We start from the raw sequence: 26,386 nt of genomic DNA, 5'->3' as shown, positions 1-26,386 counted from the left end.
CACCCGCAAGCTGCACCAATGCTGAAAGATTGAGCGGAAAGCATGAGGGCCGCGAGCAGTTGCGCGCGGCCCCTTTCGTTTCGTTCGTTTCCGAACCTCAGTAGGGGTAGTACGGGCCCGCGGGCTGCATGGTCGGCATCTGCATCGGGGGAGCGGCGTTGACGGCTCCGCTCGTCTGCCCGCCCATGTAGTCCTTTGCCCAAGCGAACGGATCTTCTTCGCGCGCCGGAGTTTTCTGCGGCGGCTTGCGATCCTTGAGGTCGTGCCAGCGCGAGGCGATGGTGTCGCCGCCCACATGGATGTCGTCGAGCAGACCATAGGGATCGAACGCCGAGGGAAGCTGCGTGCAGGCGTCGAGGTAGACCCAGCGATTGTCGAACAGGTTCTCGAGGTTTTCTTCCTTCATGCAGGTTGCGCGCCGCGAGCGATGCGTGTCGATTGCGGCCTGCTCGAAGATGTCGCGCAAGTTGCCGCTCTTTGCCGTCTCAAGCCCTTTTGAAAAGAGTTCGGTGAACAGCGCCAGCGTGCCGTCCTCGTTGAAGGTCGCAGCCTGATCGCCGCGCGAGGTGAAGATGACGGCTTCGCGGCCCTTCCAGTCGCGCTGATTGCGCCGGCTGAAATTGTACCGGAAGTTCTTGTAACCGGCCGCAACTTCGCAAACCTCGAAGATGAGCACGATTTCTTCGGCTTCGATCTCGTTGGTGAGATCGCGCACGGCTTTCATCGTCAGCCAGTCGCCGTTGATGGTAGCTTGCCGGAAGTCTTTCGGCTCCACCGCCGTGTACATCGCAAGCACTTCGTCTTCGATGTCGTAGCCGTTGTAGTTTGCGTCGATGTTTCCGCCGTGGAAGTTCATGTAGATGATGACGCGGTCGCCGCTCTTCTCGCGTTCATCCAGCTCCACAAACGCTTTCCGAACGCCTTGAGCCGTCGCCTGTTCGTCGACACGCGTCATGATGTTTGCGTCGTCCAGCGCGAGCGCCTTCTTGAACCCTGCCACGATCGCATTGACGTCGTTCTGGCAGGATTCCTTCATTTGGCGGGTTGCCTCCGGATCGCCTTCGATGACTTTCCAGGGCGGGCAACCGCCCATGGCCAGGAGATGCGTTTTCTTGGGCGCGGCGAGCACGGCAGGGGCCATGGCGAGCGCAATGACGCACGCGGCGCCAAGCGCTGTGACGACAGAACGAATGACAGACATGCTCATTTTCCTATTCCTGGAACCTACGGCGCCTGCGCTTGCTCGATATCGAGCGCATCGAACGTCGGAATCGCTGGCTGGGCTCAGGGCGTGCGGCATGCGCGCCATGAACGAGGAGAGATGCTTTGGGAATGTGATTGGGTGCGATGGGGCGGAAGAGAGAGGTGCCGGCTCGTTCGAACCGGCACCTCACGTAGATCTTACTTCTTGGCTTCCTGGACGGCGGAGGTGCGGGTCGCCGGAACGTCGCCGCCGGCCTTCTCGCAATCATCCACGCTCTTGGTCAGCGCCGGCACGGCGTTGATCATGCACTGGACCGGCTGAGCGCCGCCCTGGGCCGGGCCACCCTGCATCGGAACCGGAACCGGAACCATGACGGGGATGATCTGCGGCTGACCAGGCTGTCCGTTCAAGCCGAAGAACGGAGTCGAGACGCCGCCCCACGGGGACGAAATTCCGAAGCCGGGACCGGAGATGCCGCCCCACGGCGTCGAGATGCCGACGTTCTGTGCGCCGTTGAGACCCCAGCCGCCGAAGTTGCCGCTGAACGGCCCGGCATTAAAACCGAAACCGGGACCGGAGAAGCCGCCCCACGGCGTCGAGATGCCGAAGCCGGGACCGGAGATACCGCCCCACGGGGTGGAGATGCCGAGGTTCTGATGGCCATTGAGGCCGAAGAAGGGAACCACGCCCGGCGGGAAGCCGGGGCCGCCGAGGCCGAAATTGACGGATGCGCCGAAGCCGAAGCCAGGACCCGAGAAGCCGCCGAACGGCGTGCTGATCGAAAGAGCCTGCTGATCGCCCAGGCCCAGGCCGGTGTAGTAACCGCCGGCGCCGGGGCCGCCGTTACCGAGACCGAAGAAGGGGGTCGAAACGCCACCGAACGGGGTCGAGATGCCGAAGCCGGGAAGTGAAACGCCACCCCATGGCGTCCGGACGCTGAAGTCCTGCTGGCCGCTGATGCCGAAGAGCGGCGTCGAGATGGTGCCAGCGGGCGTGCGGATGGTGGCAGAGGCGGGCGTGATGAGAGCGGCGCCGGCGAGCGCGAGAGCTGCTGCTGCCGACTGCACGTAGATCTTAACGGATGTCACTGGTCTATCCCTCGTTCCAGAGCGCTCCGCGTCGATGACGCGAGCTATGACTTAACGAACCCAGGTACGCGACCACGAACTCTTCCTCGGCTCCGCAACACTTTGTGCCGGGGACTGGTAAATATCCTCCTAACGCTGACAATCTCGAATTGTACGTATCAATACGGACTCGTTCCGGTGGGCGTTGGCGCCTGCATGAGTTGCGCCTCGGATAACGCAGCGTGAGAAACGAAAAAGGCCGCGCGCGGATGCGCACGGCCCTCCTATGAGCACTTGCTTTCGGCCTTTGGCCGAGAGCGATCCTCAGTACGGATAAGGCATGTAGATCGGCATGATCTGCGGCTGTCCGCCGAAACCGAAGCCACCGGCGTTGATGCCGCCGAACGGCGTCGAGATGCCGTAGCTCGGTCCCCACTGGCCTGTCGTCAGGCCGACGTTCTGCGCACTGTTGAGACCCCAGCCGCCGAAGTTGCCGCTGAACGGCCCGGCATTAAAACCGAAGCCGGGGCCGTAGAAGCCGCCGAACGGCGTAGAGATGCCGACGTTCTGCGCGCTGTTGAGACCCCAGCCGCCGAAGTTGCCGCTAAACGGCCCGGCATTAAAACCGAAGCCCGGGCCATACGCGCCACCCCACGGCGTCGAGATGCGCAGCGCCTGCTCCTCACTGAGTCCCCAGGCCGGCATAGCCCCGAAGCCGAAGCCGCCCACGTTGACACCACCGAACGGTGTCGAGATGCCGACGTTCTGCGCGCTGTTGAGGCCGAATCCGAACGGGCTGGGAGCGCAAGGACCGATGAAGCCGCAAGGCAGCCCAAAGCCGGCGCGGTTGACGTCGGAATACTTGGGCGCGCCGCCGTCAATCCCGAAGTAGCCAGGGCCGCCAATGCCGAAGCCGGTGTAGTAACCGCCGGCGCCAGGGCCGCCGTTGCCAATTCCGAAGAACGGCGTGGAGACGCCGCCGAAGGGCGTCGAGATTCCGAAGCCGCCGACGCTGACGCCGCCGAACGGCGTCGAAATGGTGGCAGCGGCAGGAGTAGCGAGAGCCGCGCCGGCCAGCGCGAGAGCTGCAGCCGTCGATCGGATGGTGAGCTTTACAAATGTCACGGGTCTATCCCCTCGTTCCAGAACAAGCACCGCGTCCACGACACGGGCCATGACGATGGAACCTAGGGACGCGACCAACCCCTCACCCTTGGCTCCGCAACGAGTTGTGCCGCGGAGTAGTGAAAATCATCCTAATAGAGACAATCAGAGCGCGAAAGCAGAGGTCACTGCGCTGCGGTCTGACCGCCTGCCATCGCGCAGGACTCAGCGTTTTGGGTCAGCACGCGGATACCTTTGATGTCGCACAGCGCGCCAGCCATCTGAGCGGCCGGAGGCGTGACGGTCATGCCCTGCGGGACGGAAGGCTCGGCAGATGCAACGGGAGCCTGCGGGGCGCCGTGCGGAGCTTCGTAGCTTGCCTGGGCCGGCGCAGTGGCGGGCTGCAGCTGGATGATCTGGAACACCGGCATTGCGGCTGGGCGACCGAAACCACCGTTGCCGTCCATCTGCGCAACGCCGACGACGGCGGTCTGGATCAGGCCGTATTGCGGGCCGTATCCAGGTGCGCGCTGCATCGGCGCTTGGCCCGGCATAACGCTTTCGTACGCGCTCGGCGGGGCGACCTCGGCGGACGCGCGGCCGTAGTGGCCGATCACGGCAAGGCCGGCGAGCATGATCATGAACGCATAGGCCGTCGATTTGTTGTTTTCCATTGTCTTCCCCAAGGGCGCGCACGCAGCCGCGCGCGATTCACCTGCATATGGGGGAATTCCAATCTTATTCGGTTTATGGGAAATTAATTTCCATGGAGATTCAATAAAATAAAGACGAATGCTGATGCAATTTATAAAGCGTGAAAAGCAAGGGCGCCCGTTCGATTGGGCGCCCCTTTTTTCATTCGCCGGCGATCAGCGCCTCATCGGGCGGCTGCTCCGCCTTGCCGGCGGCTGGCCGGAAGCGCTCCCTCACCCGCTGGACCGCGACGTACATCACCGGAATGAAGAACACCCCGACGATGGACGCGAGCAGCATGCCCGCGAACACCGGCAGCGCCACCGCATACATGCTGGCCTCTCCCGGCCCCTTGGCAACGAGGAGCGGCACCAGCGCCGCGATGAACGCGACGCTCGTCATCATGACGGGGCGGATGCGCTGCCGCGCACCTGCGACTGCGGCCTCGACGATGGACTTCCCGGCTTGCCGCTGGTCGATGAAGAACTGCGTCATCAGGATCGAGTTCTTCGCCGCGAGCGCGATCAGCACGATGATGCCGATCTCGCTATAGATCAGCAGGCTCGATTGCGTAACGAACAGCCCGAGCATGGCACCAAGCACCGCGACGACGACAGGCAGCAGCGCCACCAGCGGCATCGACCAGCTCTCGTAAAGACCGACCAGCAGGAAGAACGCGAACAGAAGCGCGAGCGTAATGACCAAGGGTGTCTGTGCGGCAGACAGTTTTTCCTCCAGCGCCTGCCCGGTCCACTCGAACTTGAAGCCAGGCGGGAGCGTTTCGGCCGAAAGCTCTTCCATCGCTTCGAGCGCGCGGCTGTCACCGATGTTCGGAGCCGCCGATCCGCGCACCGTCACCGACGGATAGTTGTTGTAGCGCGAGAGCGAACTTGGTCCGACGCCCAATGTCGCCTTCGCAACCAACGACAGCGGCACCATCTTGCCCTCGCGGTTCTTTACGCTGATACGCGAGAGATCGTCGAGGTTCGAGCGGTGCGGTGCATCGGCCTGCAACTGCACGGTCCACGTCCGGCCGAACTTGCTGAAGTCGGCGATGTAGCGGCCGCCGAGCGTCGACTGCAGCTCGCTATAGATGTCGCCGACTTCGAGCCCGAGCAGACGCGCCCGTTCGCGATCGATCTCGAGCTTGATCTGCGGCACCTGCGCTTCAGCGGCCGAGAACACCTGCGTCAACTCCGGCTTCTGTAGAGCGGCAACGCTGAGTGCGCGTGCAGCAGCGGCAAGATCTGCAGGGGTTTTCCCTTCGAGGCCTTCGAGGATGTACTCGAAGCCGCCGACCGAGCCTGCGCCCGGAAGCGAAGGCGGGTTGAGCGCGACGAAGGTTCCCTCCGAAAGCGTCGACAGAGCCATGAACAGCCGCATCGCCGTATCGTCGGCTTGTAGCGATGGATCTCGGCGCTCCTCGTAGGGCTTGAGCCGCACGAACATGATGCCGGAATTCGATGCCGAACCGCCGGTCAGAAAGTCGAGACCGTTGATCGACAGCGTGCTTTCGACGGCCGGATCCTTCTTCACGATCTCGATGACCTTCGCCACCGCCGCTTCCGTGCGGTTGAGAGAAGCGGCCGGCGGAAGCGTCGAAACGACGAGCAGGTAGCCCTTGTCTTCTTGCGGCAGGAAGCCCTTCGGCGTGTCCCAGAAGATGTATCCGGCAAACAAGCCGAGGATCGCCACCGAAACGAGACCCGCGACCGACCGGCCTGCGATCTTTTCGATGACGCCCGCATAGCGATCGACCGATTTCTCGATGAATGCCTGGACCGCGTTGGGCTTGTGGTCCTCGCTGCGCGGCTTGAGCAGAAGCGCGCAGAGCGCCGGTGTCAGTGTCAAGGCGTTGATGGCCGAGAACACCATCGCGGCCGAGATCGTCGCGGCGAACTGCTGGAACAGGATGCCGGTGCTGCCGGGCAGGAACGCGACGGGCACGAACACGGACAGCAGAACCAGCGTCACGGCCACGATCGGCCCGATGATCTGGCCCATGGCTTTGCGCGTGGCATCTGCTGCGGAAAGGCCCGGGTTCTCCTCCATCTCGCGCTCGACGTTCTCGACCACGATGATCGAGTCGTCGACGACGATGCCGATGGCAAGGACGAGAGCGAGCAGCGAGATCGTGTTCGCCGAGTAGCCGAGCGGCACCAGTATGAGGAACGCGCCGATGATCGAAACGGGAACGGCGATCAGCGGAATCAGCGACGGCCTGAGCCGACCGAGAAACACGTAGACGACGATCGCGACGAGTACGAACGCTTCGAACAGCGTTTCAATAGCCCGGTCGATCATCGCCGAGACGAAGTCCGACGTATCGTAGATGAACGCGAATTTCACGCCTTCGGGAAGGCGGGGTTTCAAGTCCTCGAGCTTCTGCGCAACCGCGTCCGCGACACTGACCGCATTGGCGCCGGATGCGAGATTGATGGCAACGGGAGCAGCAGGCTTTCCGTCGAACTGCGAGCTCGCGCTGTAGGAGGACGCCCTGACCTCGACCCGCGCGACATCCCGGAGCCGTGTCGTCGAACCATTCTCGTGGCTGCGCAACACGATGTTGCCGAATTCCTCGGGCGTCGACAGAAGGCCCGTGGAGGAAATCGCAAGTTCGAGACGCTGATCGTCCGACACGATGGGCGCCGCGCCGATGCGACCGGCCGGAGCCTGCACGTTCTGCGCCTGCACCGCCTGGGCGACGTCATTGGCCGAGAGGCCATAGTTGATCAGCTTTTGAGGATCGAGCCAGATCCTCATGGCATAGTCCTGCGAGCCCATCACGGCGGCCTCGCCGACGCCGGGAACGCGCTTCAAGTCGTCGAGGATGTTGAGCGTGACGAAGGTGCTGAGGAACAGCTGATCGTGCTCGGGATTGTCGGAGTAGAACGACATGATCTGAAGCAGATCGGAGGAACCGGCTCCCACCGTGAGGCCGGTGTTGCGGACCTCCTGCGGCAGCCGTCCCAGCACCATGTTGACGCGGTTCGACACGTTCATCGAGGCAGTGTCGGCATCGATGCCCTGATCGAACGTGATCGTGAGCGAATAGCCGCCGTCGTTGGTCGACGTCGACTGCATGTAGCGCATGCCCGGCACGCCGTTGACGGCGTTCTCGATCGGCTGCGCGATGGCCGTGCTGATCGTGGCCGCGTCGGCGCCGGGATACGTCGCGCCGACATGCACGGTCGGCGCGGCGATGTTCGGATACTGGGCGACCGGAATGCCGACCGCCGACATGAGGCCTGCGAGCGTGATGATGATCGAGATCACCATCGCAAGCCGCGGCCGATCGATGAAGACGTTGAAGATCATGGCGTGGGGTTACCCGAAGAGTTGCTGACTTCGATCGGAGCGGACTGCGGATCGACGACCATGCCCGGCTGTGCCTTGAGATGGCCGCTGATGATGACGCGGTCGCCTTCGGCAAGACCGGATTTCACGGTGACGAACGAGCCGCGATAGCTGCCCGTCTCGAACCGGCGGATCGCGACCTTGTTGCTATCGTCCACGGTCAGCACATAGCTTCCGAGCTGATCGAGCAGCAGTGCGGATTGAGAAACCACCAGCGTCTTCGTCGCGTGGGAATCGACGATCGTGGCGTCGATGAGTTCTTGCGGCAGCAACGCCCGATCGGGATTGGGAACCTCCGCCCGCACGATGACGGTGTTGGTGGCGGAGTTCGCCTCGACGTCGACGAACGCGATCTTGCCGGCGTGCGAATAGAGTTCTCCGTCTCCGAAGCGCAGTTCCACGTCGGCCTGGTAAGCGCCGTCCTTGCCCTTCACGAGATTGGCGAGATCGGGACGGGGCACCGAGAAGGTCGCGTAGACGGTTTCCTGCGAGATCAGCGTGGCGAGCGGCGTGCTCGCTTCATTCACGTAGTCGCCAACCGCATGAGCCGCGCGTCCGATGCGCCCCGAGATCTCAGCCCGGATCTGCGTGTATTCGAGATTGAGTTTGGCCTGCTGCACTTGCGCCTGGTCGTAGGCGACCTTGGCATTTGCTTGTGCAAGCTGCGATTTGACCGAGCTCAGCGAGGCGCCGGACGAAACCTGCCGGGTCACCAGCTCTTGTGTACGCTTGTAGGCGTCCGTCGCATCTTCCAATGCGGCCTGCGAGCTTGCGAGATTGGCTTCGGCCTGCGCCAGCGCGATCTCGTACGGCCGGCGATCGATCTCGAACAGCAACTGCCCCTTTGTCACCTCGCCGCCCTCGCGGAAGTCGCGCTTGGTGATCAGGCCCGAGACGCGCGTACGAAGCTCGATCTTGTCGACTGCCTCGATCCGCCCGGAGAAAGTCGTCGCACCTTTGAGGTCGGTGAACTGCACCGTCTCGACGACCACCGATGGTGCGGGTGGGCCTCCTGCCCCCTGCGCGGCGCCGTCGGGCGCCATGAAAACCAGGGACCCCGCAGCGAGAGCCGCCGCGGAGAGCGACATCAACAGTCGCGTGCGGTGTATGTTTGCGATGTATCTCGGAGTGATCATCATTGAGCGTTGCCCCGTCATTCGAGCTTGAATGGCGGCGAGAATCGTCCATCAGCCTTGTGCAGAGCGTGTGTCGTCCGAATACGGAAAATCCCGATGGGGGAATCCCTTTTCCGGTTCCGCTCATGCGCCTTTTCAATGGGAATAGACAACTCGTCACCAGGACGGGGCCGCCTCTACAACCGGCCGAAACAGCGCGCCGCTCTCCTATTGTGCAACCGCACAGCAGTGGTGTTTCGGGAGTTTGCGAACTCAAGTACGTTCGTTGGGTCTGCACTGCGCGCTTCAATGCTCAGGCAGGCAGAGATGATTGAGCGACTAAAGCGCCTGTCTTGCGTCCGCAAAAACCAGAGGGGACACATATGGCTTTGGAAGGCATCATCATTTGGCTCATTATCGGAGCCATCGCGGGCTGGCTGGCTGGCCAGATCATGAAAGGCGGCAGCGGTTACGGCCTGATCGGGGATATCGTTCTCGGTATCGTCGGTGCCGTCGTTGCGGGTTGGCTGCTGCCAAGGATCGGCATCTATATCGGCGGCGGAATATTGGGCGACATTATCAACGCGACCATCGGCGCCATCATTGTGATCTTCGTGGTCAGGCTCCTTTCGCGCTGACGCGGAAGCAGTAAAGCACGGGCATGGCGCGGCCCATCTCGCCATGCCCAAATTGTCGGGCCCGGAGCCGCTGCCTCGCAGTGGGTTTTGATCGCTGCATCGAACAGGTTCTCACGTTCCCGCCTGCTCAAAAGCTGTCCAGCTGATGAAACCCCGGGCATGAAAATGATGGCTCGGGAGCAATCCGCCCCGCGCTTTCCGTTCACGAATCGGCTCAAATAAGAGAACCCTTTTCAATCCGGACCGTAGTGCGGTCCCGGACGATTTCGGAGCGGGCTGAGAGATGACGGAACACGCAGGGGCATTTTCCGCCGACGACTTTCTGAAGAGCATCGGTGTGCGCATCGATGGGTTCATGTATCGCGGTCAGAACAGTAACGACTACGCGATGCTGTGGCTGTCGGAAGGCTTTTCGCGTTTGACCGGCTACGATCGCGACTCCTTCATCCGGGATCGCACCGGCTTTGCGTCGTTGATCCTCAAGGAGGATCTGCCGAAGGTTGATACCGCGGTCGGGGAAGCGCTGGCACGCGGCGGAAACTGGCAGGTGAGCTACCGTATTCATCACCGCGATGGCCGCGTGCTCTACGTTCACGAGACCGGCGGCGCTTCGTCTGCGATCGATCCCGAGACCAACGCCCCTGCCTTTCTCGACGGCATCATTCTCGAGGCCGGTGCCTTGTCTCGCCTCGCCGAGCGCCTTGCGGGCGGCGCGATCGCGCTCAACAAGGTCGACATCGCCGCCGACGACATTCGCACCACGTTGAAGACATTGCGTCTCCTCGCCCTCAACGCGCGGATCGAAGCCGCCCGTGCAATGGAGCACGGCGCCGGCTTCGGCGTGGTTGCGCAGGAAATGACCAGCCTGGCCGACAGGGGCGAGGCCGTGACCACCCGCATGACGACGGAGCTTGGTCAGTTGAGAACCACGATCGTGATCTGACGAGAGCAGCCTAGGTCATGACCTAGGCCGTCGCGGCTCCCGGCTTGGCCACCTCGGCCGCGTCCGCAGGCGCTACTCCGTCGCGATCGAATGTCTCGCGTGCCGCGCGGATCTCCGCGAAATGCGTCTCCGCCCATGTCATCAGCTCTGCGAGCGGGCCGATCAGCGAGCTGCCGAGCGGCGTGACGCGGTATTCGACGCTCGGCGGGTTCGTCGGGAAAACATGACGGCTGAGGATGCCGTCGCGTTGCAGATCGCGCAGCGTCTGCGTCAGCATCCTTTGCGAAATGTCGGGAATGGCGCGTCGCAGCTCACCGAACCGGTAAGGCCGTTCGCCGAGCACCATGATGATCAGCGTGCTCCACTTGTCGCCGATGCGATCGAGCACGCCGCGCACCGGGCAATTGGCCAGCCCCGCGCCGTCGTTAGCCCGGATCTGCGCCATGACCTCTGAAGCGGGGTTCTGGTTGTCGTCGCCCATGGGTGGTTCCTTCGCCGTGCCTATCTCCCAAAATACTGCCGTCTTTACGGAGATGCAGGCTCTATCCTAGACGTGGTCTCATTTAGAGACAACCTCTCTTAGGAGAACAACATGTCAAACGAAACTCAGGACGCCGGCCTTTTGCTTGTCACCGGAGCATCCGGCCAGCTCGGGCGTCGCGTGCTCGCCCACTTGCTCGACACCGTGCGCGTCGCGCCTTCGCGTATCGTCGCCGTGACCCGAACCCCCGCAAAGCTTGCGGATCTTACCGCGCGAGGCGTGGACGTGCGGCAGGGAGATTTCGACGATCCGGCCTCGCTCGGAGCTGCGTTCAAAGGGGTCCAGCGGCTACTGCTGATCTCGACGGACACGCTGGACCGCCCGGGTGCCCGCCTCGCCCAGCACCGTGCTGCGATCGCGGCGGCAAAGTCGGCTGGTGTTCGGCACGTCGTCTACACGTCGATCCCGAAGGCCGATGAGATTCCGGTTCCTTTTGCGCCGGATCACGCCGGCACCGAAGAGGCCCTTGCCGCGAGCGGCCTCGGCTGGACGATCCTGAGAAACGCCCTTTACTTCGACAACCTGGCCTTCTCGCTTCCTTCGGTGCTGGCGACCGGGAAGTGGTTCACCTCGGCCGGGGACGGCCGCATCGCCAACGTCTCGCGCGAAGACTGCGCCCGCGCCGCGGCTTATGCGCTCGCCGCAGCGTCGAATGCCAACGCCACCTACGACATCACCGGCCCGGCCGCGTTGACGACGGCCGAGATTGCAGCGACCGTGAGCGAGGGGCTTGGCAAGCCGATCGAGCTGGTCCAGCTCTCCGATGCGGATCTGACCAAGGGCCTGGTCGCTGCCGGGCTTCCAGAGTTCCTGGCGCTCGCCTTTGTGTCGTTCGATACGACCACCAGGCTCGGGTTGTTCGCAGGAGTGTCGGACGCGGTCGAAAAACTCACCGGACAGAAGCCCGAAACGCTGCAGCAGTTTCTGGTCGCCAACAAAGACAGCCTTTTGTCGGCGGCCCTTGCAGGAGCACACTGATGACGACCACCACGACGCCGATCGATCCCGATACGCGCATCGGGCACGTCCATCTGAAAGTCGCCGATCTCGACCGCGCGCTCGGCTTCTATCGCGACGTTCTGGGCTTCGAGGTGACGCAGCGATACGGATCGCAGGCCGCGTTCGTTTCGGCCGGCGGCTATCACCATCACATCGGCCTCAATACCTGGGAGAGCCGGGGCGGACAACCGCCGCCCCGTGGCTCGACCGGTCTCTACCACGTCGCGATCCTTTACCCGACGCGCGCCGCGTTGGCCGATGCGCTGCGACGCGTGCTGGCCGCGGGTATCGATCTCGATGGCGCCAGCGATCATGGCGTCAGCCAGGCGATCTACCTCAATGATCCGGATGGCAACGGCATCGAGCTTTACTGGGATCGGCCGCAGCAGGAATGGCCGCGCAGGCCCGATGGTGCGCTCAACATGACGACGGGCGCGCTCGATCTCCAGGACCTATTGGCAACGGCCTGACGGCCACTGTTGGTCAATCGGCAAGCAGCTTCTGGATGAGCGACGACCGCGCCGTCGTCAGCACCACATGAAACCCGCGCACGCTGGCGCTCGCGATCGGCCAGATCGCGACGCACACCGCGTCGGCGCGCGGCCCGCGATCGTCGGAACGATGGAAGCAGCGGACTTGCTCGCGCGGGAGCAGCCGGCTTTCAGGCAGGATCGGCAGATCTTGAGCTGGGCCGAATACATCCCATCCGGCTTTCGTGAGCCAATCTGAGAAATAGGTCATGGCCTCGTCTGCCGTCGCCCAGCCCTGCGTGTCCGGATACGCCGTGCCGACTTGCCGCCGCACGAACTTCGCGCCGGCTTCGTCGGCATAGGTGAGCGTGGTCTCGTGCGTTTCCCACCAGAAGTCGCCGCCGCCTTTATGCTTCGCGACGGGGATGTCGATCGTGAGGTGACCCGGCAGCAGAATCCAGCATCCGGCCGCCGCGGCCAACAGGGTCGAGAGCAGGATCGCCAGCGTACGCATTGGAGCGCCCCCTCGGTTTTGAGGACATATCCGCGACTTCAAACGAAATATGCGCCGCGCCGGTCTCCCGGCGGGCGCATGAAATCTGAAAAGCGTCGCACCCTGAGGTGCGGATCAGCTTAAGCGGCCGCGGTAGCAGCCTTCTCGGCCTTGGCCTTCGCGATCTCGCGCTTGAGCTTCTGGCACTCGGCCGAAAGCTCGTCGGTCTTGGCCTTGGCGAGGAAAGCGTCGAGGCCGCCGCGATGCTCGACCGTCTTCAGCGCATGCGCAGTGATACGCAGCTTGAACTGGCGGCCCAGCGTCTCGCTGATCAGCGAGACGTTCACGAGGTTCGGGCGGAACTTGCGACGCGTCGCGTTCTCGGCGTGGCTTCTGTTATTGCCCGAAAGCGGAAGCTTGCCCGTCAACTCACAGCGCCTGGTCATTTTGAATTCCTTGCGTCCTTCGAGCCCCACGTTCGACCGCCCGCCCCATTGGCGGACCCGAAATCACGGGGAAAATCAATGAAAATAGCCCCGCAGATCTCTATCGGCGGGACAGTTGGCGCCTTCTATACGCGAGCCGCCTTCCGCGCGTCAAGCGGGGCCGTCTGAGGGAGGGTCTGACCGGAGGAGGTAGAACAAACCACACTCGGCCGCAAATGCGACGGGAACGGAAGAGAAGGCCTGGGGATTATGTGGGCAGAACCCGTCTCAGACCGGCGCAAGCTTGAGCGAATTGTTAAGGCTTAGGGAGCACAATCTGTCGCTAGGAAGTGTCGTTGTAACCCCATAGTACCCCAATTTCGCCGCGAGTTCGGGCGGGACGCGGGTGGTGAGTGTGATCATGTACCAGGTACAGTCTCGTCGTGTGCGTGCATGCGTTTTGGGTCTTGGTTTGGCAGCTCTTGCCGCCTTTGCGTCCCTGTCGCCATGGGTGTCGCCATTGGCAACCGCCGCCCCTACGCCGGCCGGCGTGTCACCTCTTAAGGTCGACGCCAGCTACAAGATCACCCTCAACGGGTTCGATCTCGGCACATTCAGCTTCAAATCCAATGTCGGGCGCACGACCTACACGCTCGATACCGATGTCCAGATTTCGGCCCTTCTCGGCGTCTTCCGCTGGCGTGGCGTCACGCACTCGTCAGGCACGGTAAAGGCCAAGAACCCCCAGCCCGGCGACTTCCGCTTTGATTACGAAAGCACGGTTCGCAACGGCTCGGTCGCCATGGGCTTCGGTAAGGAAGGTGTCGATCGCCTGACGGTGATGCCCGTGATGGCCGATGCCGCCGATACGGTGCCGCTGACGCGCGCCCACCTGAAGGATGCCCTCGATCCCCTGAGCGCCATCCTTATGTTGACTCATAGCGACGCGCCGACCCCCTGCGGCCGCAAGGTTTCGATTTTCGACGGCAAGCAGAGGTTCGACATCGACTTGCGCTTTGCGCGCAAGGAACCCGTCGAGGGTATGCGCGGCGAAATCGCGGTTGTCTGCCGCGTTAAATATACGCCGATCGCCGGCTATCGCCCGACCCCGGAAACCCGCGACCTTGCCAGCACGAACGACATTGAAATCATGTTCCGCCTCGTGCCCCAGGCCAAGCTGATGCTGCCCCAGTCGGTCACCGTCCCGACCGCGGCCGGCCAAGCCCGCATCAACCTCGAGCGCGTAAACATCGAGCTTCCGGATCGCGGCCAGGTCGCTTCCGCCGACTGATTCAGAACGTCTCCAAACTATCCGTCAGGAACGATCGATCAGGGCTTCCGGCACATCGCCGGGAGCCCTGATCAAATTTTGGCCGCCTCGATTGGGCAAGACTGGCCCAGGGGCAAGCGCGAAGGTCTCCCGGCCGGTCTGAAATTTTCGCAAGGCTGCGGTGCTTGGTCGCCGAAACGAAAAGCTTGATCTCAAACCCCTCCAATGCAATGCCAAGGGGCTCTTCCAAAGGAGATCTCGCGTATGGCCAGCGAACTGGAAACGCGCATACGAAATGTAACCGCGGTTCTTGGCCCCACCAACACCGGTAAAACGCATCTCGCGATCGAGCGCATGCTCGGTCACGAGAGCGGTATGATCGGCTTGCCGCTGCGGCTTCTGGCACGCGAGGTCTATGACAAGATCGCGGCCCGCATCGGCGCCGACAAGGTCGCGCTGATTACCGGCGAGGAAAAAATCCGGCCCGAGCGCGCGCGCTTCTGGGTCTCGACCGTCGAGGCCATGCCGCGCGACGTCGATGTGGATTTTCTCGCCATCGATGAGATCCAGCTCGCGGGCGATCCCGAGCGCGGTCATGTCTTCACCGATCGCCTGCTGCATGCACGCGGCCGCAAGGAAACATTGCTGCTCGGCGCCCAGACCATGCGCGAGGCGATCCAGGATCTGATCCCCGGCGCAAACTTCATTTCGCGTCCCCGCCTCTCGCGCCTCACCTATGCCGGCGAGAAGAAGATCACGCGCCTGCCCGGCCGCTCGGCCGTCGTCGCATTCTCGGCCAACGAGGTCTATGCGATTGCCGAGTTGATCCGTCGCCAGCGCGGCGGCACCGCCGTCGTGCTCGGCGCACTCTCTCCGCGCACGCGCAACGCGCAGGTCGCGCTCTATCAATCAGGCGACGTTGATTTTCTCGTCGCCACCGATGCCGTTGGCATGGGTCTCAATCTCGACGTCGATCACGTTGCGTTTTCCGCCAATCGCAAGTTCGACGGCCAGAACTTTCGCAACCTGACGGCGGGCGAGATCGGTCAGATCGCCGGCCGCGCCGGTCGCCACATGAACGACGGCACCTTCGGTGTCACCGGAAACTGCGAGCCGTTCGACGCCGATCTGATCGAGCGTCTCGAAACCCACAACTTCGACAACGTGCGCGTGCTTCAGTGGCGCAACCGTCGCCTCGATTTCGCGTCTCTCGATCGGCTGCGCGATAGCCTGCGCGAGTTGCCGAACGAGCAGCGCTTGGCGCGTGCGCGCATGGCCGATGACGTTCTCGCACTCGAGTCGCTGGCAAATGATCGCGAGATTGCAGCGTTTGCCTCGAGCCCGGCTGCGGTTCAGCGTCTCTGGGAAGTCTGCCAGGTTCCCGACTATCGCAAGATCTCCTCGCAGAACCACGCCGAGCTGATCGGCACCCTCTACGGATACTTGATGAGCCCCGAAGGCCGTGTGCCGGAGGACTGGTTCGCCAAGCAGGTTGCCTTCGCCGATCGTACTGACGGCGACATCGATACTCTCGCGAACCGCATCGCGCACATCCGCACCTGGACCTTCGTCGCCAACCGCGCGGACTGGCTCAAGGATCCCGCCCATTGGCAGGGCCGCACCCGCGCCATCGAGGACAGCCTTTCCGACGCGCTGCACGAATGTCTGACGCAGCGTTTCGTGGATCGCCGCACCAGTGCACTGATGAAGGGCCTCCGCGACAAGGAGGAATTGACGGCTGAGATTGGAGAGGACGGCGCGATCCGCGTGGAAAACCATTACGTTGGCAGCCTCAAGGGCTTCCGCTTTTCGCCCGAGACGCAAGCCGAGGGCATTCACGGCAAGGCTGCGCGCAGCGCCGCCGCCCAGGTACTCTCGCGTGAGCTTGGCATGCGCGCACGCCGTGTCGCGGCGGCCAAGGCCGATGCCTTCAAGGTCAGCCGCAACGGTCGCGTGCTATGGCGCGACGAGGAGATCGCGGCGCTCGAGCCGGCTGAAGATCCGCTCAAGCCGCAAGTGAGCCTGCTCGCCGACGAGCATCTCGCCGGTCCCGATCGCGAAAAGGTGCAGGCACGTCTCGAAGCCTGGCGCGACGAGCTGATTGCCGAGCGCTTGAAGCCGCTGGTCGATATTGCGAAGGCCGAGGATCTGACCGGTCTGGCGCGTGGCATCGCTTTCCGCCTGACCGAAAGCTTCGGCATGCTGAAGCGCGAGCTGATCGCCGAGGATATGAAGCACCTCGATCAGGAAGCGCGCTCGCAGCTTCGCAAGTACGGCGTCCGCTTCGGCGCCTTCAACATCTACTTCCCCGCGCTCCTGAAGCCGGCTCCAGCCGAGCTTGCGGTGACGCTTTGGGCGCTGAAGCATGCGTCGGCCCACGGAACCAGCATCGACAACCTCCCGGAGTTGCCGCGCGCTGGGCTGACGTCGGCCGCGGTGCAGGAGACGACGCCGGAGGCGCTGTATCGAGCCTACGGTTTTCACGTCTGCGGCCCGCGCGCCGTGCGCCTCGATATCCTGGAGCGGCTTGCCGATCTGATCCGCCCGCTGCTCGCCTACCGCGCTTCACCTGATAACGCGACGACTCCGCCGAAGGGCTCGACGGGCGACGGCGGATTCGTTGTCACGCCGGAGATGATGTCGATCCTCGGATGCTCGCCGGACGAGCTGTCGAACGTGCTGAAGGCGCTCGGCTTCCGTCTCGACCGCAAGACCGTTCCGAAGCCCGCAGAGCCGGCCAAGGTCGCGACCGCGCCGTCCGACGAACCGGCCACCGCCACTGAGACAGCGGCTGAGGCCGCGGCACCGGAGAGCAGCGAAGCGATCGAACCGGCTGCTACGGCCGAGACAGCCGCATCTGCTGAGCCCGCACCCGTCGCTGAAGCGACACCGTCGGCTGAAGCGGTCTCTGAGCCCACGCCCGAGCCGGACCAAGCCGTCGCTGCTGCGACCGTCGAGACTATCGTGATCGACATCTGGCGCCCGCGTCGTCATCGCCACGAGGATCACCGCCCCGCACGACGCGACGAAAACCGCCGCGATGGGCAAGGCCGCGAGGACAATCGAAATCAGGGACGGCGTCGCCGCGGCGGTGCACCCCATCATGGCGGCGCCCAGGGATCCGCTCCCACCGCGCCCGCATCCGTTACGGCCGATGGCAGCGTGACCACTGCCGAGGCACCCGCAGAGGCCGCAGCGGCAAACGCACAGCCTCAGCAGCGCCACCATCGCGATCACGAACGGGGTCGCGGCGATCGTCCGCCGCGCGAGCAGGACCGCAATCGTCAGAGGCCGCAGCAACGTCACCGCGAAGGTGGTGGCGGCGGCGGGGAACGCCGTCGCGATGAGCGGCGCGGAGGCGACGACCACCGCCGACGCCACGAGGAGCGCCAGGCGCCCGCCATGCGCTCGGCAAGTCCGCCGCCGGGCAAGAAGGGCGCGGTCGATCCGGATTCTCCGTTCGCGTCTCTCGGTGCCTTGCGTGACGTGTTGGCAAAGCAGGCCCGAGAAAAGAACTCCACATGACGAAGGAGGCCGCGTCCGAAGCGTCGGCCGCGTCGTCTCAGCGGCTCGACAAGTGGCTATGGTTCGCGCGCGTCGCCAAATCCCGCACCCTGGCCGCGACCGCGGTGACGGACGGCAAGATCAGGGTCAACAGCGTGAAGGCCGACAAGCCGAGCCACGCCTTGAAGGTCGGCGACGTCATCACCTCCCGGTTGAACCGTACCGTCCGGGTGCTCAAGGTGGTGGAGCTGGGCGAGCGTCGCGGGCCGGCCAGCGAGGCTCAGCGGCTCTATGAGGATCTGACGCCGCGATCGGCGCCGTCGTCTCCTGGCGGCGAGACGGTGGGTAGCCCCACAGATCCGGCAGCCTGGGCCGGACGTATTCCAGGTTCCGGGCGGCCGACCAAGCGGGACCGCCGCCGGATCGACGACCTCAAGGGGCGGAGCTGAGGGCAGTCCCTCGGCTTAAGTACTGTGACGTTGCGGGGCTTGCTATGCAGGCGCGCATTTGGCAAACCCTCAACCCTCACCGCGAAAATCCAGGCAACGCCGATATGACCTACGTCGTCAACGACAAGTGCATCAAATGCAAATACACGGATTGCGTTGAGGTTTGCCCCGTCGATTGCTTCTACGAGGGTGAGAATATGTTGGTGATCCACCCCGACGAGTGCATCGATTGCGGCGTCTGCGAGCCCGAATGCCCGGTGGATGCCATCAAACCTGACACCGAGCCCGGCCTGGAGCGGTGGCTCGAGGTCAATCGCGATTTCGCAGACAAATGGCCCAATATTACTTCGAAAAAGCCCCCGATGTCTGAGGCCGAGCAGTATCGGGATGAAAAAGACAAGTTTGAGAAATATTTTTCTTCCGAACCTGGATCGGGCGACTGACCCTTAGACTGTGTCAGTTCAGGTTGGCGTGCAAACGCGTGCGTTGCACCAATTTGGAAACTTAAGCAAGTTCTTTAAGCCCGGGATCACCTATATTCCTTATCGCGCTTCAATTTTCGTGAAATTTGTGTTACAAGTATATCCTCGGACAAAACAGAACCGAACAGGAACATAAACGGCTCAACGCAGCACTTGTCACGGAAGCGTACGCTCTTCGTGATGGATTGTTGCGCACATGTCGTCGAAAGGCTCCTGATTACTGTGACTTAAGGTCCGAAAACAGGAGACGGGGTAGCTATATCGGTTTGGCAACCCGACATTGTGGGGAGGTCCTGGAGCGGCGGCAAAGGTGACGTGCCGGCGGGCCGGGATTGTGTGTGACTACGCGACAAACTGGCCTACGCCCCCGGCCAGCGAGTCCGAAAGGCCCACTGCGAGAGTTATACCTCGACCCACCCGGGGCCGAGGATTGTGATTACGAGAGAGTGAGACGAAGCCTATGGCTCAGAAGAACAAAGCACACGCGAAGGCTCGGACATCCAAGCCTTCTGTGTCCAAGACCGCTGCTCGGCCCTCCCAGACCAAGTCCGCTACCGTCAAAGCTGGCGCGAAGAAGTCCGCGAACGCTGCTGCGTCAACTCATGCCAAGAAGCCGGCCGCTGTCAAGACTGCTGTCACCAAGTCCCCTGTAACGAAAACGATTGTGAAAGGACCCGAGATGAAGAAAGCGGCAGTCGCAGCCAACGCAGGTAAGAAACCCGCATTGAAGGCTGCAGCCGTCGCTCCGTCTCAGGCTGCTCCCGCACCGGCTCCGGCCAAGGGTGTCGTGGCTGCCAAGGCTGCCGCTCCGGCCGCTGTCGCCGCTCGCCCGGTTCAGGCTGCTGTCACGCCGGCCCGCGCCGCTGCCGCGCTCGCCAAGACTGGTGGCCAGAAGCTCACCGCTCCGGTTCAGCCCCCCGTCTCGCCTAAGGACATCGCCCAGAAGGCTGCCGCTGCTCAGCAGATCCTTGCGGCCCAGAAGAAGTCGGTTAGCCAGCGCCACGGCTTCAAGACCAACGAGTTCATCGTTTACCCCGCTCACGGCGTCGGCCGCATCGTCGGCATCGAGGAGCAGGAAATCGCCGGCATGTCGCTCGAGCTCTTCGTCATCACCTTCGACAAGGAGAAGCTGACGCTGCGCGTTCCCACCGGCAAGCTCGAGAGCGTCGGCATGCGCAAGCTCGCCGATGACGCCATCGTCAAGAAGGCCATGGAGACGCTGAAGGGCCGCGCCCGCGTGAAGCGCACCATGTGGAGCCGCCGCGCGCAGGAGTACGTCGCCAAGATCAACTCCGGTGATCTGATTTCCATCGCCGAGGTCGTGCGCGATCTTTATCGCTCCGAGGCTCAGCCCGAGCAGTCCTACTCCGAGCGTCAGCTCTACGAGGACGCGCTCGATCGTATGGCTCGCGAGATCGCGGCCGTCGAAAAGCTCGACGAGCGTGGCGCCGTTCAGCGCATCACCGACGTGCTCTCGAAGAGCGCGCGTGGCCGCCGCCTGGCCGAAGGCGCCGACGCCGAGGTGAAGGCCGCCTAAGCGATTGGGCGTTCGAACCCTCGAAAAATCTCAACGCCCCGCTGACCTTCAGCGGGGCGTTTTCGTATCCGGCTGCGACGAGGAGTTGGAAACGCTGGGCACCTCGGCACGAGGTCCGATCACCTCGATCTCGTCGAGGGACGTGAGCACGATCATCGGACCGTTGCGCCGTTCGATCCATCCGCGCACGCGGATCTCCTGCCCGGCAAGTGCGCTGAGCTGCACCGCGCCGCCTTTGCCGCGATCGGCGATCGTATTCGCAATGCTGGCCGTGAAGTCGCTGCGCCAGTCGGTCCCGAAATTGAGGTACGTGGTCTTCTGCACGCGTGCGACGCTCGTAACGCGTCCTTCGACGAGAACGAACCGGCCGGTGAGCTGCAACAACGCTTTCGGGTCCGCGGCCTCGCGCACGCGAAAGCTCTCCCGGCTCCAAATCCCACGACGCGCAACTCGCGCGTCTGCCTCGGCCGCAACCAGCTCCTTGAGGCACGACGTGTTTCCCGCCAGCGCATAGGCGCGTGCGTGACCGGCACTGACGAGCGCCCGCTGCACCCACTCCGTCCCGTTCGGACCCGCGACATAGAGCTGGGCAAGCTCGCGTCCATAGCGGTCGCGCCGCCGCCCGTCGTAGCGCAATGAAACCGTGCGATGGAGCACGAGAGCTTCGAGCGCCTGAGCCGCTTCGCGCGCAGGCGGCCAGTCCTCGGCCGCGGTGAGCAGCGTGTCGGGTTTGGGTGCCAGCGCGCCGATCAGGCGAACCTCGCGTCCACTGTCGAGAAGCAGCGTCTCGCTATCGAGCACGCGAACCACTTCATAGGCGTTTCCGCTTTCCGGCGCGCAGGTCTCGGACGCATCCGCTGCCGTCGATGACAGGCCCAGGCACACAACAAGAAAAAACAGCGCGCATCGCAGGCGCGTCATCGGGGGAGCTGTCTCTGAAGCATGACGCCTTGGTCTCATCGCAGAAGAAATCCCGCACTACCCGGCAGTATGCAGCTCCGGAACTGTAAACAGAAGCGCGCCGTCGAAAGCCGAAAGCGGATCGTCGAGCGGATCGAGTGAAAGCAGCGCCGCGTCGATCATGTCGAGGGCGAATGCATCCTCCGCGTTTTCATAACCCTGCACCGCGTCGTGTTGCTCGAGAACCGGATCGGACAAAATCTCGAGGCCACCCGCCTGCTCGCCGCCGCGCTCTGCCGCATCTCCGCTCCGGGAGTTGACGCGGGGCGGCGACGCAAGGCCGACGCCCTCACCCAAAACCACGCGATCGCTGGTTGCGTCCCAGATGATTTCCTCGATCGAGAACAGGCGATCCCGCCCGAAACGATGGGTGACGATGAAGTCAGCATGTACGTGGGGCTCGCCGGCTGGCAGCGCTTCGATCGCGATCGCTCCCGCGCCGGTGTAGTCGACCGTATCAATACCGTCGTCGGCGTAGGCGAGTCCTGGCTGCCCGCCGTGTAGAATATTGTCCCCACCCGACCACCGAAAGGTGTCGTTGCCGCGCCCGCCGTAGAGCTTTTCAATGCGATTGTCGCTGCCGGAAAGCACGTCGTCGCCATCCCCTGCGAGAAGCGAGACGAAGCCATTACCCGTGCGGAGATCGTCGTCCTGCGACGTGCCTAGCAGTGTTGTGGTGCCCGGCGAGAAGCGCAAGCCGGAGGGCATTGCCGCATCGATGTCGACGCCCGCGTGATGCAACAGCGACGCCACGAGCGACGACGAATTGAGCGTGGGCAACGTCGATCCGGGAAGTGCGGCGGCAATGTACGGAAACTTCTGCGCCTCGATGTCGGCTGCATAGGAAGCGAGCGTCGCCCAAAGCATCACCGCCTCGCCTCCGTCCGCGATGTCCCGGTCGCCTCGGCTCTCCGCAGCGCCGATCCGGGCGGTGAGGGCTTGCCCCATCAGGCCGCCGTTGGCATCTGACAGCGTCGTGCCACCGTGCCAGCCTTCCACCGCCAGTCGGGTGCCCATCTCGCTCGGCTCGCGAATTCCCTCGATCACGAACCAGTCGTCCTGGCGGGTCGTGCTGCCGGTCCCGAAATCGCTCCGGAAGACGATTTGCAGATGGTCGAAGCCGAGAAGCCCGAGCCCGAGCACCTGCACCGGCAGTCTTTCGACACGGATATACGGCATCCCCCCTCCACGGCATTCCAATACCGCTATCCGTTATGCAACCAAAAGTTGAATAACTAGACAACAGCTCGCAGAAGGATAGAGGAGTGAAGCGCGCGAAATCCTTGGCAACCCCCTCGTTCCGATCAATACTGACTAAAAAACGGGCGGAAAACCCACAAAATTGGGAAAGGGGAGCAACACCATGAAGGGAACTTCGGTCAAAACTCTGGTGCTTGGTATCATTGCCGGCGCGATTGCCGTCGTCACCGTGCACGAGCTGATCGTTCTTTGGCTCAACAATTCGGGACTTACGACGCGCATTCCGTGGTCGATGGAGCCGTCGGCTTACAGCGGCCTGCCGCAGATTGCCGTCGACGCGGCCTGGGGTGGTCTTTGGGGTGCGATTTTCGCAATCATCCTGGGCGGCGTGCCGGAAGGCTCGATGACGGTGCGCGGCGCGATTCTGGGCCTGTTCGGACCGGCGATCCTGGGCGGGCTTCTCATCGTTCCGCTCCTCAACGGCCAGCAGCCATTCTACGGCAACGACATCGAACAGATCCGCCAGATTGCTTTGCCGGCCATCGGCTTTGGCGCGGTGACGGCTTGGTTGTACGGCTTCCTGACGTCGGGCTGCCGACTGCCGTAAAGACGGCAGGTTTTCACGTGAATCCAGAGTGGATCCTGCGTCGGATCTCCGGCGCAGGACCCCTGGATGTTCAGGACTTGCCGTTGAGCGCGGCGAGGTAATCCGCGCCTGTCTGCGTGATTTTGGGATCGGGTTCGCCGATCGCCGCGCGATCCTTGCCCTCGTAGTCGAGGGCGCCGAGGATCACCCGCATGGCTTCCAGCCGGGCGCGCCGCTGGTCGTTGGCGTTGATCACGGTCCACGGGCTGACGGCGGTATGCGTGAATCGCAGCATGTCTGCTTCTGCGCGCGAGTAGTCGTCGTATTTGCCGATGGCCGCGATGTCGATCTCGGTGACCTTCCACTGTTTGAAGGGATCGTGCCGACGCTCATGGAAGCGCTTGAGCTGCATTTCACGCCCCACCGTCAGGTAGATCTTGAAGAAGCGGATGTTGTCGCGCACGAGCAGCGCCTCGAACTCCGGCGCGTCGCGCAGAAAGCGCGCCACCTCGTCCTCGCTGCAGAACCCCATCACCCTCTCGACACCAGCCCGATTGTACCACGAGCGGTCGAACAGAACGATGTCGCCCTTGGTTGGCAAGTGGCTGATGTAACGCTGAAAATACCACTGGCCGCGCTCGGCGTCGGTAGGCTTCGAAAGCGCCACCGAACGCGAGTGGCGTGGATTGATGCGCTCGAGAATTCGCGCGATGCAGCCGCCCTTACCGGAGGTATCCCGGCCTTCGAATACGACGACCAGCCGCTCCCCGGCCTGTTCGATATGAGCCTGCAACTTGATGAGCTCGAGTTGCAGCACCTGCAGCTGCTCCTCGTAGACCTTGCGCTTCAGCTTGTCGTCGTAGGGATAGCCGCCCGATTTCAGCGCACGCTCCTCGAGTTCGGCGGGAAACGTGGGGTCGTCGAGATCGAACCCCGTGCCGGGGCCGGCCTTCTGAGCGGCTTTTTCGCTCTTTCCGTTTTTCCCTTTAGCCATGTTTCGCCTTTGCGTTGTGGTTTCGGGTCTTGGGGCCCGGATGAACTGTCACACAAGTGTTGTTTATCAGGCGGGCGAGTTGAGGATCGCCGACCCTGAGGAGCCCCCATTTTGACAACCATGCCGATCGAACCAGCATGCGCGGTGCGCCGTGAGGGTTGAGAGCACGACGCGGATCGAGGCATTATGGGATCCTATGACGGATACCCGGATGCTGGCCCGATCTTTGTCAGCAGTGAGATATGGGCTTACCCAAGTCGGCGCGGAGGCACGCGCGGTGTTGCACCGCCTGCGTCGCCGCGCGCGTCCTCTTGTGCTGGTGGCACTGATCTTTTGGGCCCTGGCCGTGTTCGGCGGGTTGTCTTGGACGCTTGCGTCCGTGGCGCTTGTCGCGATGGCGATGGTCATCATGGGGCAGGAGCCGTCCGATTCCGAGAGCGATGATGATTTCACGTCGTCGAAGTCCCAAGGGCGCTTCACCGGTCCCGGCAACCTCGACAAGGAGGCTGCGGCGAGCTGGCGGCCGCTTCTCGATGCCATACCCGATGCGGTTGTCGCACTCGACCAGAATTTGAATGTCATGCATTTCAACGCGCTGTTCCAGGAGCTTTTCCCGAAGGTCCGTCCCGGCCAACCGTTGAGCCACGTCTCGCGCAACCCGGAGCTGAACGAAGCGGCCGAGAGGGGTGCGCTCTCGAACGAGCCCGTCGTCGTCGATCTGTTCGAGCGCGTCCCCGTCGAGCGGCGCATCTCCGCGACCGTTTCCCGTCTCGGCGGGCGCGAAGGCCGGCGGAACCTGCCGCTGCTTTTGATTTCGTTCCGCGATTTGAGCGAGCAGGACAAGCTCGCTCAGATGCGCGCAGACTTCATCGCTAACGCCAGCCATGAGCTGCGCACGCCGCTGGCGTCTCTCCGCGGCTTTGTCGAAACGTTGCAGGGCCCGGCCCGTGATGATCCCGAGGCGCGCGCGCGTTTCCTCGGCATCATGTCGAGCCAGGCCAATCGCATGACGCGCCTCATCGACGATCTCCTGTCGTTGAGCCGGGTTGAAATGCGCGTGCACTTGCCGCCGCGGGGCATCCTCGATCTCAACGAGGTTGCGGCCTACGTGGCCCAGGCGCTCGAGCCGCTCGCGGCCGCGTCGAAGGTCAAAGTCATCGTCACCAAAAGCGACGGACCGGTGCGTATTCGCGCCGACCGCGACGAGATCGTGCAGGTTCTGCAGAACCTCGTCCACAACGCCATCAAGTATGGTCGCGAAGGAGGGCGCGTCGAGATCGCCGTCTCGCGCGTGCTCGACGGCTCACCGCCGTCCCCGCGTGTGCTCGTCGCGGTTGCCGACGATGGTCCCGGTATTGCGCCCGAGCATTTGCCGCGCCTGACCGAGCGGTTCTATCGCGCCAACGCGTCCGCCAGCCGCGATAAGGGCGGCACCGGCTTGGGACTTGCGATCGTAAAGCACATCGTGATCCGCCACCGCGGCGAGCTTCGGATTTCGAGCGTGGTCGGCAAGGGCTCGACGTTCTCGATCCTGTTCGACGAACTCGGCAGCGCCCGCACTTGATTTCGGCAATCGCTGCGCGGGGCTTCGTCATACCGGCGGAGGCCGGCATTCAGACACCCATCGACCCCTAGTCGGTCCGGTATTTCTTGAGTTCGCGCACGAGCGAGGTGAGCCGCTCGGCCACGTCTGTGCCGGTATCGACCGAAGCCTTCAGCGTCGCCCGGTTCTGGATCAGCTTGTTGAGCAGATCCTGGCATTCGCCGAAGCCGAAGAAGATAGTCTCGGGCGCCTCCACCGTCCCATCCTCGATGGCGCACATCACCTCGAAAGCGCTCTGCGAGGCGAGCACCAGCATCGACGCCACGTCGTTGATCGCCTGCTGGTAGAGCTTCGCCGAATCCGGAGAGACGCGCGGCCCATGCACGCCGAACTTCAGTGGCGAAGCTCCCTGTGCGCCTTCGCCTGAGAAAAGCTTCGGATTGCGCTGAAAGCGGCGGAAGATCTCGGTGAGGTGAAGGCAGCAGGTTTCGAGCTCGCGCAGCGCTGTCACCGCCTTGCGCTTGGGACGCATCCTGTCGGCCGTCCGCTCCCGAGCGGCCCAATTGATGGTGGCGATCGAGGCGATCGTGCCGAGCGCGGCAATGGCGGGCAGGACAGCGGCAAACGGATCCGGCGCGATCCGCGAGTCGACGTCTTCTGGCGCTGTTTGGACGGGAGGTTTAGCCAATGCTCTGCGTGCCCTGTTTTGGCGATGCGCCGCCGGTTAGGCCGTACCATTTACGCGAGGCCGGCCTATGGCAAGTGCTGAATTTCTGTGCGCGAAGGCTTTTGAGCACGCCAGTCTGGCGAGA

24 protein-coding genes are annotated in these 26,386 nt (G+C 63.3%); 11 read left to right on the top strand and 13 right to left on the bottom strand.

The annotated features are described in order from the left end of the window. Positions 1 to 97: 97 nt before the first annotated feature. From RCO24_RS07425 to RCO24_RS07400, 6 genes are all read right to left on the bottom strand, one after another. Positions 98 to 1,201 (bottom strand): hypothetical protein, encoded by a 1,104-nt coding sequence (locus RCO24_RS07425; RefSeq protein WP_308961144.1) that lies wholly within the window; start codon positions 1,199 to 1,201, stop codon positions 98 to 100. A gap of 200 nt (positions 1,202 to 1,401) precedes the next feature. Next, positions 1,402 to 2,292, bottom strand: a complete 891-nt coding sequence (locus tag RCO24_RS07420; protein WP_308961141.1) for a hypothetical protein — start codon at positions 2,290 to 2,292, stop codon at positions 1,402 to 1,404. 303 nt (positions 2,293 to 2,595) lie between these two features. After that, a complete protein-coding gene (locus tag RCO24_RS07415; protein ID WP_308961139.1) occupies positions 2,596 to 3,396 on the bottom strand; it encodes a hypothetical protein in 801 nt (266 codons plus the stop codon). Positions 3,397 to 3,560: 164 nt separating this feature from the next. After that, complete coding sequence (locus tag RCO24_RS07410) at positions 3,561 to 4,049, bottom strand: hypothetical protein (RefSeq protein WP_308961137.1); 489 nt, start codon at positions 4,047 to 4,049, stop codon at positions 3,561 to 3,563. Positions 4,050 to 4,230: 181 nt separating this feature from the next. Further along, a complete protein-coding gene (locus tag RCO24_RS07405) occupies positions 4,231 to 7,386 on the bottom strand; it encodes an efflux RND transporter permease subunit (RefSeq protein WP_308961135.1) in 3,156 nt (1,051 codons plus the stop codon). Then, entirely contained in the window at positions 7,383 to 8,513 is a 1,131-nt protein-coding gene (locus tag RCO24_RS07400) for an efflux RND transporter periplasmic adaptor subunit (RefSeq protein ID WP_308961133.1), read from the bottom strand. Before RCO24_RS07400 ends, RCO24_RS07405 begins: the two co-directional genes overlap by 4 nt. Before the next feature lie 410 nt (positions 8,514 to 8,923). Between RCO24_RS07400 and RCO24_RS07395 the strand changes: the two genes are divergently transcribed. Together RCO24_RS07395 and RCO24_RS07390 are read left to right on the top strand one after the other, a co-directional pair. Then, positions 8,924 to 9,178 (top strand): GlsB/YeaQ/YmgE family stress response membrane protein, encoded by a 255-nt coding sequence (locus RCO24_RS07395; protein WP_308962389.1) that lies wholly within the window; start codon positions 8,924 to 8,926, stop codon positions 9,176 to 9,178. A gap of 283 nt (positions 9,179 to 9,461) precedes the next feature. Beyond that, positions 9,462 to 10,121 carry a PAS domain-containing protein gene (locus tag RCO24_RS07390; protein WP_308961131.1) on the top strand — a complete coding sequence of 220 codons (660 nt, stop codon included), beginning with the start codon at positions 9,462 to 9,464 and terminating at the stop codon, positions 10,119 to 10,121. Between the two features lie 22 nt (positions 10,122 to 10,143). Here the strand turns inward: RCO24_RS07390 and RCO24_RS07385 are convergent, their stop codons facing one another. Further along, entirely contained in the window at positions 10,144 to 10,602 is a 459-nt protein-coding gene (locus RCO24_RS07385) for a winged helix-turn-helix transcriptional regulator (protein ID WP_374990935.1), read from the bottom strand. A 111-nt stretch (positions 10,603 to 10,713) separates the two neighbouring features. Here RCO24_RS07385 and RCO24_RS07380 point away from each other — a divergent pair, with 111 nt between their 5' ends. Both RCO24_RS07380 and RCO24_RS07375 read left to right on the top strand, forming a co-directional pair. Then, entirely contained in the window at positions 10,714 to 11,640 is a 927-nt protein-coding gene (locus RCO24_RS07380) for an SDR family oxidoreductase (protein ID WP_308961129.1), read from the top strand. Then, positions 11,640 to 12,131 (top strand): VOC family protein, encoded by a 492-nt coding sequence (locus tag RCO24_RS07375; protein ID WP_308961127.1) that lies wholly within the window; start codon positions 11,640 to 11,642, stop codon positions 12,129 to 12,131. The genes RCO24_RS07380 and RCO24_RS07375 overlap by 1 nt, the downstream gene beginning before the upstream one ends. 13 nt (positions 12,132 to 12,144) lie before the next feature. Here RCO24_RS07375 and RCO24_RS07370 read toward each other — a convergent pair whose 3' ends face one another. Together RCO24_RS07370 and rpmB are read right to left on the bottom strand one after the other, a co-directional pair. Beyond that, entirely contained in the window at positions 12,145 to 12,645 is a 501-nt protein-coding gene (locus RCO24_RS07370) for a hypothetical protein (RefSeq protein ID WP_308961125.1), read from the bottom strand. A gap of 119 nt (positions 12,646 to 12,764) precedes the next feature. Next, the gene (gene rpmB, locus RCO24_RS07365) at positions 12,765 to 13,070 is read right to left on the bottom strand and encodes a 50S ribosomal protein L28 (RefSeq protein ID WP_308961123.1); all 306 of its coding nucleotides are present in this window, start codon (positions 13,068 to 13,070) and stop codon (positions 12,765 to 12,767) included. A 400-nt stretch (positions 13,071 to 13,470) separates the two neighbouring features. Between rpmB and RCO24_RS07360 the strand changes: the two genes are divergently transcribed. From RCO24_RS07360 to RCO24_RS07340, 5 genes are all read left to right on the top strand, one after another. Continuing rightward, a complete protein-coding gene (locus RCO24_RS07360) occupies positions 13,471 to 14,340 on the top strand; it encodes a DUF3108 domain-containing protein (RefSeq protein ID WP_308961122.1) in 870 nt (289 codons plus the stop codon). A 243-nt stretch (positions 14,341 to 14,583) separates the two neighbouring features. Further along, positions 14,584 to 17,844: a helicase-related protein gene (locus tag RCO24_RS07355; protein WP_308961120.1), complete on the top strand. Its 3,261-nt coding sequence runs from the start codon at positions 14,584 to 14,586 to the stop codon at positions 17,842 to 17,844. Next, complete coding sequence (locus RCO24_RS07350) at positions 17,841 to 18,272, top strand: RNA-binding S4 domain-containing protein (protein ID WP_308961119.1); 432 nt, start codon at positions 17,841 to 17,843, stop codon at positions 18,270 to 18,272. The genes RCO24_RS07355 and RCO24_RS07350 overlap by 4 nt, the downstream gene beginning before the upstream one ends. 104 nt (positions 18,273 to 18,376) lie before the next feature. Next, positions 18,377 to 18,715 carry a ferredoxin FdxA gene (gene fdxA, locus RCO24_RS07345; RefSeq protein WP_308962385.1) on the top strand — a complete coding sequence of 113 codons (339 nt, stop codon included), beginning with the start codon at positions 18,377 to 18,379 and terminating at the stop codon, positions 18,713 to 18,715. A gap of 718 nt (positions 18,716 to 19,433) precedes the next feature. Further along, positions 19,434 to 20,291, top strand: a complete 858-nt coding sequence (locus tag RCO24_RS07340; protein ID WP_308961117.1) for a CarD family transcriptional regulator — start codon at positions 19,434 to 19,436, stop codon at positions 20,289 to 20,291. A gap of 48 nt (positions 20,292 to 20,339) precedes the next feature. Here RCO24_RS07340 and RCO24_RS07335 read toward each other — a convergent pair whose 3' ends face one another. Both RCO24_RS07335 and RCO24_RS07330 read right to left on the bottom strand, forming a co-directional pair. Next, entirely contained in the window at positions 20,340 to 21,212 is an 873-nt protein-coding gene (locus RCO24_RS07335) for a thermonuclease family protein (RefSeq protein WP_308961115.1), read from the bottom strand. 57 nt (positions 21,213 to 21,269) lie between these two features. Beyond that, positions 21,270 to 22,430, bottom strand: a complete 1,161-nt coding sequence (locus RCO24_RS07330; RefSeq protein WP_308961113.1) for a hypothetical protein — start codon at positions 22,428 to 22,430, stop codon at positions 21,270 to 21,272. Between the two features lie 184 nt (positions 22,431 to 22,614). Between RCO24_RS07330 and RCO24_RS07325 the strand changes: the two genes are divergently transcribed. Continuing rightward, the gene (locus RCO24_RS07325; RefSeq protein ID WP_308961111.1) at positions 22,615 to 23,058 is read left to right on the top strand and encodes a hypothetical protein; all 444 of its coding nucleotides are present in this window, start codon (positions 22,615 to 22,617) and stop codon (positions 23,056 to 23,058) included. Positions 23,059 to 23,128: 70 nt separating this feature from the next. On the opposite strand, the gene ppk2 is transcribed toward RCO24_RS07325, so the two are convergent. Next, complete coding sequence (gene ppk2, locus RCO24_RS07320) at positions 23,129 to 24,031, bottom strand: polyphosphate kinase 2 (RefSeq protein ID WP_308961110.1); 903 nt, start codon at positions 24,029 to 24,031, stop codon at positions 23,129 to 23,131. Positions 24,032 to 24,308: 277 nt separating this feature from the next. Here ppk2 and RCO24_RS07315 point away from each other — a divergent pair, with 277 nt between their 5' ends. Then, the gene (locus RCO24_RS07315) at positions 24,309 to 25,595 is read left to right on the top strand and encodes an ATP-binding protein (protein ID WP_308961108.1); all 1,287 of its coding nucleotides are present in this window, start codon (positions 24,309 to 24,311) and stop codon (positions 25,593 to 25,595) included. 67 nt (positions 25,596 to 25,662) lie between these two features. Here RCO24_RS07315 and RCO24_RS07310 read toward each other — a convergent pair whose 3' ends face one another. After that, positions 25,663 to 26,262: a hypothetical protein gene (locus RCO24_RS07310; protein ID WP_308961106.1), complete on the bottom strand. Its 600-nt coding sequence runs from the start codon at positions 26,260 to 26,262 to the stop codon at positions 25,663 to 25,665. Between the last annotated feature and the right edge of the window lie 124 nt (positions 26,263 to 26,386).

Source organism: Hyphomicrobium sp. LHD-15, from assembly GCF_031157355.1.
Classification (GTDB): Bacteria; Pseudomonadota; Alphaproteobacteria; order Rhizobiales; family Hyphomicrobiaceae; genus Hyphomicrobium_C.
This window is presented reverse-complemented; position numbering and strand designations above follow the sequence as displayed.

Coding starts and splice junctions, on each gene's coding strand:
- RCO24_RS07385 (WP_374990935.1), bottom strand. CDS start 10,602: ATGGGCGACGACAACCAGAACCCCGCTTCAGAGGTCATGGCGCAGATC.
- RCO24_RS07355 (WP_308961120.1), top strand. CDS start 14,584: ATGGCCAGCGAACTGGAAACGCGCATACGAAATGTAACCGCGGTTCTT.
- RCO24_RS07340 (WP_308961117.1), top strand. CDS start 19,434: ATGAAGAAAGCGGCAGTCGCAGCCAACGCAGGTAAGAAACCCGCATTG.
- rpmB (WP_308961123.1), bottom strand. CDS start 13,070: ATGACCAGGCGCTGTGAGTTGACGGGCAAGCTTCCGCTTTCGGGCAAT.
- RCO24_RS07370 (WP_308961125.1), bottom strand. CDS start 12,645: ATGCGTACGCTGGCGATCCTGCTCTCGACCCTGTTGGCCGCGGCGGCC.
- RCO24_RS07390 (WP_308961131.1), top strand. CDS start 9,462: ATGACGGAACACGCAGGGGCATTTTCCGCCGACGACTTTCTGAAGAGC.
- RCO24_RS07350 (WP_308961119.1), top strand. CDS start 17,841: ATGACGAAGGAGGCCGCGTCCGAAGCGTCGGCCGCGTCGTCTCAGCGG.
- RCO24_RS07375 (WP_308961127.1), top strand. CDS start 11,640: ATGACGACCACCACGACGCCGATCGATCCCGATACGCGCATCGGGCAC.
- RCO24_RS07360 (WP_308961122.1), top strand. CDS start 13,471: ATGTACCAGGTACAGTCTCGTCGTGTGCGTGCATGCGTTTTGGGTCTT.
- RCO24_RS07335 (WP_308961115.1), bottom strand. CDS start 21,212: ATGACGCGCCTGCGATGCGCGCTGTTTTTTCTTGTTGTGTGCCTGGGC.
- RCO24_RS07395 (WP_308962389.1), top strand. CDS start 8,924: ATGGCTTTGGAAGGCATCATCATTTGGCTCATTATCGGAGCCATCGCG.
- RCO24_RS07325 (WP_308961111.1), top strand. CDS start 22,615: ATGAAGGGAACTTCGGTCAAAACTCTGGTGCTTGGTATCATTGCCGGC.
- RCO24_RS07400 (WP_308961133.1), bottom strand. CDS start 8,513: ATGTCGCTCTCCGCGGCGGCTCTCGCTGCGGGGTCCCTGGTTTTCATG.
- RCO24_RS07380 (WP_308961129.1), top strand. CDS start 10,714: ATGTCAAACGAAACTCAGGACGCCGGCCTTTTGCTTGTCACCGGAGCA.
- fdxA (WP_308962385.1), top strand. CDS start 18,377: ATGACCTACGTCGTCAACGACAAGTGCATCAAATGCAAATACACGGAT.
- ppk2 (WP_308961110.1), bottom strand. CDS start 24,031: ATGGCTAAAGGGAAAAACGGAAAGAGCGAAAAAGCCGCTCAGAAGGCC.
- RCO24_RS07425 (WP_308961144.1), bottom strand. CDS start 1,201: ATGTCTGTCATTCGTTCTGTCGTCACAGCGCTTGGCGCCGCGTGCGTC.
- RCO24_RS07405 (WP_308961135.1), bottom strand. CDS start 7,386: ATGATCTTCAACGTCTTCATCGATCGGCCGCGGCTTGCGATGGTGATC.
- RCO24_RS07330 (WP_308961113.1), bottom strand. CDS start 22,430: ATGCCGTATATCCGTGTCGAAAGACTGCCGGTGCAGGTGCTCGGGCTC.
- RCO24_RS07410 (WP_308961137.1), bottom strand. CDS start 4,049: ATGGAAAACAACAAATCGACGGCCTATGCGTTCATGATCATGCTCGCC.